Raw genomic sequence first — 7,307 nt, forward strand, 5'->3', positions numbered from 1 at the left:
CCCGCGTCGCGCGCCGGGCGGCGACCTGTAGCGGAAGGAATGCTGTGAGTACATATGGTCTCTCGATCCTCGGCACCGGATTCCACACGGTGTGGGCTTCAGAGTTCTACTTCCGCTTGGTTTGGGGTCGAGCCCATTAGTGCTGTCCTGCGCTCAGCAGGGGTGCCGGTGGCCCCGAGTACGTACTACGTGACCAAGGCCCGCGCGCCGTCGGCGCGGACGCGACGTGACGCGGGTGATGGGTCCGGCTCTTGAACAGCTGGGGGAGGACAACTACCGGGTCTACGGTGACCGCAAGCTGTGGACGGCCGCGCGCCGGGCGCGGTCACGCCGTCGGCCGCGACCAGGTCGCCCAGTTGATGCGGCTCGCCGGCATCGAAGGGGTCCGCCGGGGAAAGCAGGTGCGCACCACGAAAGCCGATCCAGATACGCCACGGCATCCGGATCTGGTCAAACGCAACTTCACCGCGACCGCACCCAATCATCTGTGGGTGCCGATCTGACGTACGTGCCGACCTGGTGCGGGGTGGGGTATGTGTGCTTCATTACCGACGTCTACTCCCGGATGATCGTCGGGTGGCGCGTGGCGTCGCATATGTCGTGCCGACACGTTGGCCGAGATCGCAGGTCCGGGGCACCACCCCGACAGCCCGGCGGCGGGACCAGGCTAAGTGGACCGTCGTGCAGCAGAGCCTCGGGCCGATCGCACCGACGAGTCAGGTATCCCCGTGTCGCACATCGGCCCTCCTCGCCGAGTTGATCACCTCGCCGTGGGCCACCATCTGGGGCACACGTCAGGGCGCATTACGTTCCACAAGCCGGTCCGCGACTCTCGACGAGGCCGCGCCCACTCGTCGGAGAAGCCGTGCCACTCGCGGCATGACCTCCAGATCGCGATACACAGCCGCGTGCACGAGCCAGTCCGCAGCCTCGACCGCGGTGAGCGCGGGAATTTGGTGGTATTCGTTGGTGGGCTCGATCATCGGTGTCCGCACGAGCGGGAAGAAGACGGTCGTCACAGAGACCCCTGTGCCACGCAACTCCGACGCTATGCTGCGTCCGAAGGCGGTAATCGCGGCCTTCGATCCCGCGTATGCCGAGAACTTGGGCATAGCGCCCATTGGGATCCCCCAGGTGGAGACGTTGATGAAGTGGCCGCTGCCGCGCTCCTTCATGGCAGGTAGGAACCCTAACGTCAGCTGCACGGGACCGAAGTAGTTGACCGCCATGGTGCGCTGATAGTCGTGCAGCCGATCCGTCGAGTCGAGGACCTCGCGGCGAATCGACCGCCCGGCGTTGTTCACGACGATGTCTGGGCAGCCGTACTCGGCGAGCACGTGCTGGATCAGGCGAGCCGTGTCGTCGGTGTCGGAGAGATCCGCCGGACAGGCGTCGGCATAGCCGCCCGCGGCCCGGATACGCGTGACGAGCTCGTCTAGGCTGTGCGCACGACGCGCCACCATCAAGACGTGGGCTCCACGACGGGCGAACTCTTCAGCTGCCGCAGCGCCGATGCCCGACGAAGAGCCAGTGACGAGGACGGTTGAATACCGTAGCCGCCTGGCCGGCGACCCGGTGCGAAGTGTATTGACGAGCTCGCCCGGCGTACGTGGTCGTTGTAAAGCAGTATGCGCGACTCGGGCCGGCACGTATCTCACAGCTGCTGCCACCATGCATAGACCGTAGATCACGAGGCGCAGCACTATTGACCCCCATCCGCTGCGAGGATGCGGCCGATGGTCGTCTTGCCCGTCGTCCCAGTGGGCCGGAGAACACGAAATATGTGGGCCGCCGTGCCAGAGCGAGAGCCCCTCGCTGCCGCCTTCGTGCACCAACAAAAGCCAGACTTGGTGCTTGACGGCCGGTGGTTGGCCGATTGGCGATCTAGCTCGGCCAGGACGGCGTCGTAGCCGGTTGAGCGGCCCCTACGATCACCTGGTCACCATCAGCCGTCAAGATCAGCTGTCAGCGGTAAGAACTGTCCTGAGGGAGGTGTCGGTTCCGGTTGAAAAACGAGCCCGCCGAAGCGACACGGGGGCAACCGGCGCACGACGACACCGCCCGCCCGCTCTGTTCTGACATGTGCACAATTCGATGATTTCAACACCGTCCGACCCTCCGCGTGTACATATACGTTCCATTCCTGTACACACGCGCCTGTAGCGACCGCGCGGCCCAGGCCGTCATGCCGTCTTTGCGTCTCGCTGGTTAGCCGTCTTGCCAGCCACCGCTCCCTATCGCGCGGCCCTGGATCGGGGCGGTTTCGGTCATCGCACGACCGGGGCATTTCCGATATCCGATACTTGCGGTATCGTGTACGTATAAAAGCCGTAGAAACATCAACCTCAGGGGAGGCTTCTTATGGCTAGAACCGGCATCATCAAACGTTGGCGTAGCAACATGGATGTGCTCGACGACACCGTGTACACCGACATGCTCAACACACTGTCTGAGGGGTCAGTGCGACGGCATTTCAACCCCTATATCGATATCGATTGGGATGCACCCGAGTTCGCGGTGACACCCAATGACGAGCGGTGGATCCTTCCTGGGACCGATCCGCTCGGACGTCACCCGTGGTATCAAGCGCAAGCGGTCGAGCGCCAGATCGAGATCGGTATGTGGCGTCAGGCCAACGTTGCCAAGGTCGGCCTGCACTTCGAGTTGGTCCTGATCCGCGGCCTGATGGACTACGCGTTCTGGACGCCCAACGGGTCGCCCGAGTACCGCTACTGCCTGCATGAGGCCGCCGAAGAGTGTAACCACACCATGATGTTCCAGGAGATGGTGAACCGCATCGGGGTCGACGTGCCCGGGATGCCTCGGTTGCTGAGGTGGTCCCAACCGGTGGTCCCGTTGATGGCGGGTCCGTTGCCGATACCGTTCTGGTTCGGCATTCTCGCCGGTGAAGAGCCCATCGATCATACGCAGAAGAATGTTCTGCGTGAGGGTAAACAGCTGCACCCGATCATGGAGCGGGTGATGGCGATCCATGTGGCTGAAGAGGCGCGGCACATCTCGTTCGCGCATGAGTACCTGCGTAAGCGGGTGCCGCATTTGTCGCGGGGGAAGCGGTTCTTGTTGTCGATGTTTGTGCCGGTGATGATGCGCGTGCTGTGTTCGGCGATCATGGTTCCGCCGCGGGAGTTCTGGAAGGAATTCGATATTCCGCGCTCGGTGCGCAAGGAGGTCTTCTTCAATTCGCCGGAGTCGCGGCAAATGCTACGTGACATGTTCGGTGACGTCCGGATGCTGTGCCACGACACGGGACTGATCAATCCGCTCGCCAAGATCGTTTGGCGGATCTGCAAGATCGACGGCAAGCCGAGTCGCTACCGTAGCGAGCCGCAGCGCCAGCACGTGTCCGCCGTAGCGTAGGGCGGCGTACATGCCCCATGTGATCACCCAGTCGTGCTGTAGCGACGCCTCCTGTGTGTACGCCTGCCCGGTCAACTGTATTCATCCGTCGCCAGACGAACCCGGGTTCGCCACCGCTGAGATGTTGTACATCGATCCGGTCTCGTGTGTCGACTGCGGCGCATGTGTATCTGCCTGCCCGGTCGGGGCGATAGTGCCGCAGGCAAAGCTGCGGCCTGAACAATTGCCGTTTGTCTCCCTCAACGCGGCGTTCTACCCGGATCGGCCCGCAGGCGAGAGGGTTCCGCCGACGTCTAAGCTGGCGCCGGTCATCGCCGCGCCGAAAGTCGATGCACGCGAGTCGGATCCATTGACGGTGGCGATTGTTGGCTCTGGTCCGGCGGCGATGTATGCCGCCGACGAACTGCTGACCCAGTCGGGGGTGCGGGTCAATGTCTTCGAACGTCTCCCGACGCCCTATGGGCTGGTGCGGGCCGGCGTCGCACCCGACCATCAGAACACCAAGCGGGTCACGCGGCTTTTCGACGAAGTGAGCCGATCGCCTGGATTCACCTTCTACCTCAACGTCGAGGTGGGATCGGATGTGTCCCACTCCGAACTGTTGGCCCACCATCATGCGGTGGTGTATGCCGTCGGAGCGCCGAACGATCGCAGACTCGACGTCGACGGCATGGGACTGTCCGGCACCGGCACGGCCACCGAAATGGTCGCGTGGATCAACGGACATCCCGAATACACAGATCTCCCTGTCACGCTGGAACATGAACGAGTGGTGCTGGTCGGCAACGGCAACGTCGCGCTCGACGTGGCCCGCATTTTGACGACTGATCCGGACGCATTGGCGCGCACGGACATCGCCGATCACGCGCTGGCCGCACTGCGGCAGTCGAAGGTCAACGAAGTGGTGATCGCAGCCCGCCGCGGGCCGGCGCAGTCCGCTTTCACCCTGCCCGAGTTGATCGGGCTAACATCGACGTGCGACGTGGTTCTCGATGCGACCGACCAAGCTCTCGTGCAGGCCGACCTCGCCACGGCGGAGGACCCGCTGATCCGAAACAAACTGGAGGTACTGAGCAAGCTCGGAGACGCGTCAGTGCCCGCGACGCGCCCGCAGATCCGGTTAGCATACCGGTTGACGCCCGCGCGCATCCTCGGCACTGCCCTCGTGAGCGGCATCGACTTCACAGTGACGGGTTCGGATCGAATCTGTCATCTCGACGCCGGCCTGGTGCTGACATCGATCGGATACCGCGGGAAGGCCATTCGCGATCTACCGTTCGATGACGTCGCCGCCGTGATACCCAACGACGGGGGCCGGGTCATCGATCCGCAAACGGCACAGCCGGTGCCAGGCAGCTACGTGGCGGGCTGGATCAAGCGCGGCCCCAACGGTTTCATCGGCACCAACAAGTCGTGCGCGGCGGAGACGGTACAAAGCGTCGTCGATGATTACAACGCCGGTCTGTTGACCGCGCCGCGCACAAGGCCCCACGCGTTGGCGAAACTGGTGCGCAGCCGCAGACCAGATGTGGTGAACGCGGCCGGATGGAGGGCCATCGACGAAGCCGAAATCAAGCGTGGCGGAGGGCGCCGCCCGCGCGACAAGTTCACCTCGGTCGCCGACATGTTGGCAGTTGCGGCCGCCGCACCTACTCCGCCGTTCACGCAGCGGATGCTGGCCGGTTTCTGTCACTGACGACGAGCCCGCTGTCATGCTGAGACACGAGGTGGCGGATGGTTACCCGGCTACCCGGATGGGGGCCGATGTTGCTTACCGTCGTGCTGGTCTCGTCTTCGTCGGCGGATCGATCTTCACGAGGGGTGCACCTTCACGATCCCTACACGCTTCGCTCCCACGGCGAATCCACCACCGCATTGCAAGGGCGATGACTCCATCGCCCGCGAAGCGACGCTCCTGCTGCAGACGGGCCTGGGACAAGTGGTGATGCTCTCACCCGGAGGACCGCGGCGAACTGATGGTGAAGGTGTCCGGGGTCAAGGCGTTGGCGACCACTGCCGCGCTCAACCTCAACAGCGGGATCTTCGAGGTGATCGGTACGGCGCGGGACCAATCCCAAGTACGGCTTCGACCGTTTCTGCGCAACGTGCGTACCCACACCCGGCACGCCCCAGAGGCATACAAGATCGCCGACGTAGGCCAGCACAGCCTCAACGGGCAGTACCCGATCCCCGGCTTCACCTCGTAGGTGGTCGTCAGAACTCCCGGTGACCGAAATCAGTCCAGCACCGGGTGAGTGTCACCGTCTCGCGAGAACTATCCGCGAACCGAGGAACGCAACGTAGGCGCCCAGTGCGACCAGCCCCGCCTTCCGCGTCGCCGGAATCGCGATCGCGGTGCCCACGACGGCCTCGGTGACCCCGTTCCGCTTGGTCCACGTGGTGGTGTCCTTCGGGAACGCCGACGCGGTGATGGCATGAAACGCCCGCGGCACCACCAAGTGTGCTAAGCCGGTCGCGGCGACGACGACTCCGGCAGCGCGAGGAACGGACGTGGTCTGGTTGGGCATTGGGTGTCCTTCTGTGAGGTGGATTCGATAGCTCATCAGAGCCAAGCGCACCGGCGGTCGAGAGACAAGACCACATGCCGGCGGTGGGGCGGGCGAAATGATCGCGGTTCACGGGTTAGTTCTCTCAAGTACCCTGAAGCACCCAGGTCCAGTTCCCGATCCCGGACAAACTGCTTGATGGCCAGGCGCACCAGCTGCGCGCGGCCGCAGCTGGTCAGCCGAGCATTGTACGTAGCGCAATTTGGCGGGGTCAGCATATGCCTGGCTGGGGTCCTTCGGCGCGGCCCCACAGGGCGTCTACTTCGGCCTGGGGCAGGTGCCATCACGTGTGCGTTCGCCGACCGCGGTACCCCCATCGGGGCCTTATCGATCATTGACAGCACTGTCTCTGCGGACTGATAATTGGGAACCGAGCTGTGGATGCTGACACACATATTCTGGTGTGGCGGCACGGGACCGGAGGACAGCATGGACGCGGAGCAACCCGCCATCAGCTCTACCGACGACGCCGGTGTGGTCGACTTCAAGGCAGCGCCCATCCGTGCAAGGCGGATCAAGTTCTCCTATCCGCAGGGCTCCATGAACCGGCACTATGTCTCCGACGACCTGATCATGAGTCACGTCGTGTCCATGCTGTCATCGGTTTTCCCGGAGGGCGAGGACTTCTTCATCCGGTCGGTGAAGTACTACAAGGATGAGATCGCCCACGCGACATTGAGGGCGCAGGTCGACGGGTTCATCGGCCAAGAGGCTACACACGGACGCGAGCACCGCGAGATCAACGAGCATCTCCAGGAAATGGGTTACCCCACTCGGATCAATGACCGCCTCACCAAGCGAGCGCTGGCGATGATCTACCGCCACGCGCCGCACAAATTCTCGTTGGCCATGACCGCCGGCCTCGAGCACTACACGGCGACCCTGGCCTCTCTGCTCCTCACGAATACCGAGGCACGCGCGCTACTCACCTCCGACGAGGTGCGGGGACTCCTGCTGTGGCACGCCTACGAGGAGGTCGAACACAAAGCGGTGGCGTTCGACGTCTACCGGACCATCGGTGGCAGCGAAGCTCTGCGTATCGGCACGATGCGCGGGATCCACATCACGTTCCTGGGGCTTGTCACCGTGTCCACGCTGGCGTCGATGCTCACCGATCGCGCCACGTACAACCCGGCTCGTCTTCTGCGAAGCGTGGCGGCTATGCGCACCAACCCGTGGATCAACCGAGATGTATTGCGCGAGTTAGGAACCTACACGCGTCGCGGGTTCCATCCCAGCGACAACCCCACAGACTATCTGCTCAAGACCTGGCGCTCGGAGTTGTTCGGCGACCAAGGTATTTTGACGGACAACCTCGTGGGTGGACGTCAGCGCCGCTCGGACCGCTGCTGAACGAGGGCC

Annotated in this window: 6 protein-coding genes and 1 pseudogene; 5 read left to right on the top strand and 2 right to left on the bottom strand. The window is 63.6% G+C overall.

Annotation, left to right across the window (positions count from 1 at the left end):
* Positions 1-123 precede the first annotated feature (123 nt).
* Positions 124-598, top strand: a pseudogene (locus GM1_RS22210) (IS3 family transposase); the annotation flags it as partial.
* A gap of 196 nt (positions 599-794) precedes the next feature.
* Here the strand turns inward: GM1_RS22210 and GM1_RS20930 are convergent.
* Positions 795-1,673 (bottom strand): SDR family NAD(P)-dependent oxidoreductase, encoded by an 879-nt coding sequence (locus tag GM1_RS20930; protein WP_030175686.1) that lies wholly within the window; start codon positions 1,671-1,673, stop codon positions 795-797.
* A gap of 688 nt (positions 1,674-2,361) precedes the next feature.
* On the opposite strand from GM1_RS20930, the gene GM1_RS20935 reads away from it, so the two are divergent.
* From GM1_RS20935 to GM1_RS23055, 3 genes are all read left to right on the top strand, one after another.
* Positions 2,362-3,378 carry an AurF N-oxygenase family protein gene (locus tag GM1_RS20935; RefSeq protein WP_008382246.1) on the top strand — a complete coding sequence of 339 codons (1,017 nt, stop codon included), beginning with the start codon at positions 2,362-2,364 and terminating at the stop codon, positions 3,376-3,378.
* 10 nt (positions 3,379-3,388) lie between these two features.
* Positions 3,389-5,074 (top strand): FAD-dependent oxidoreductase, encoded by a 1,686-nt coding sequence (locus GM1_RS20940; RefSeq protein ID WP_008382248.1) that lies wholly within the window; start codon positions 3,389-3,391, stop codon positions 5,072-5,074.
* 280 nt (positions 5,075-5,354) lie between these two features.
* The gene (locus tag GM1_RS23055) at positions 5,355-5,585 is read left to right on the top strand and encodes a hypothetical protein (protein WP_008382249.1); all 231 of its coding nucleotides are present in this window, start codon (positions 5,355-5,357) and stop codon (positions 5,583-5,585) included.
* A gap of 51 nt (positions 5,586-5,636) precedes the next feature.
* On the opposite strand, the gene GM1_RS20950 is transcribed toward GM1_RS23055, so the two are convergent.
* A complete protein-coding gene (locus GM1_RS20950) occupies positions 5,637-5,906 on the bottom strand; it encodes a DoxX-related protein (protein ID WP_008382250.1) in 270 nt (89 codons plus the stop codon).
* A gap of 468 nt (positions 5,907-6,374) precedes the next feature.
* Between GM1_RS20950 and GM1_RS20955 the strand changes: the two genes are divergently transcribed.
* Complete coding sequence (locus GM1_RS20955) at positions 6,375-7,298, top strand: metal-dependent hydrolase (protein WP_008382251.1); 924 nt, start codon at positions 6,375-6,377, stop codon at positions 7,296-7,298.
* The last annotated feature ends 9 nt before the right edge of the window (positions 7,299-7,307 follow it).

The organism is Gordonia malaquae NBRC 108250 (assembly GCF_000344135.1).
In the GTDB taxonomy this organism is placed as follows: Bacteria; Actinomycetota; Actinomycetes; order Mycobacteriales; family Mycobacteriaceae; genus Gordonia; species Gordonia malaquae.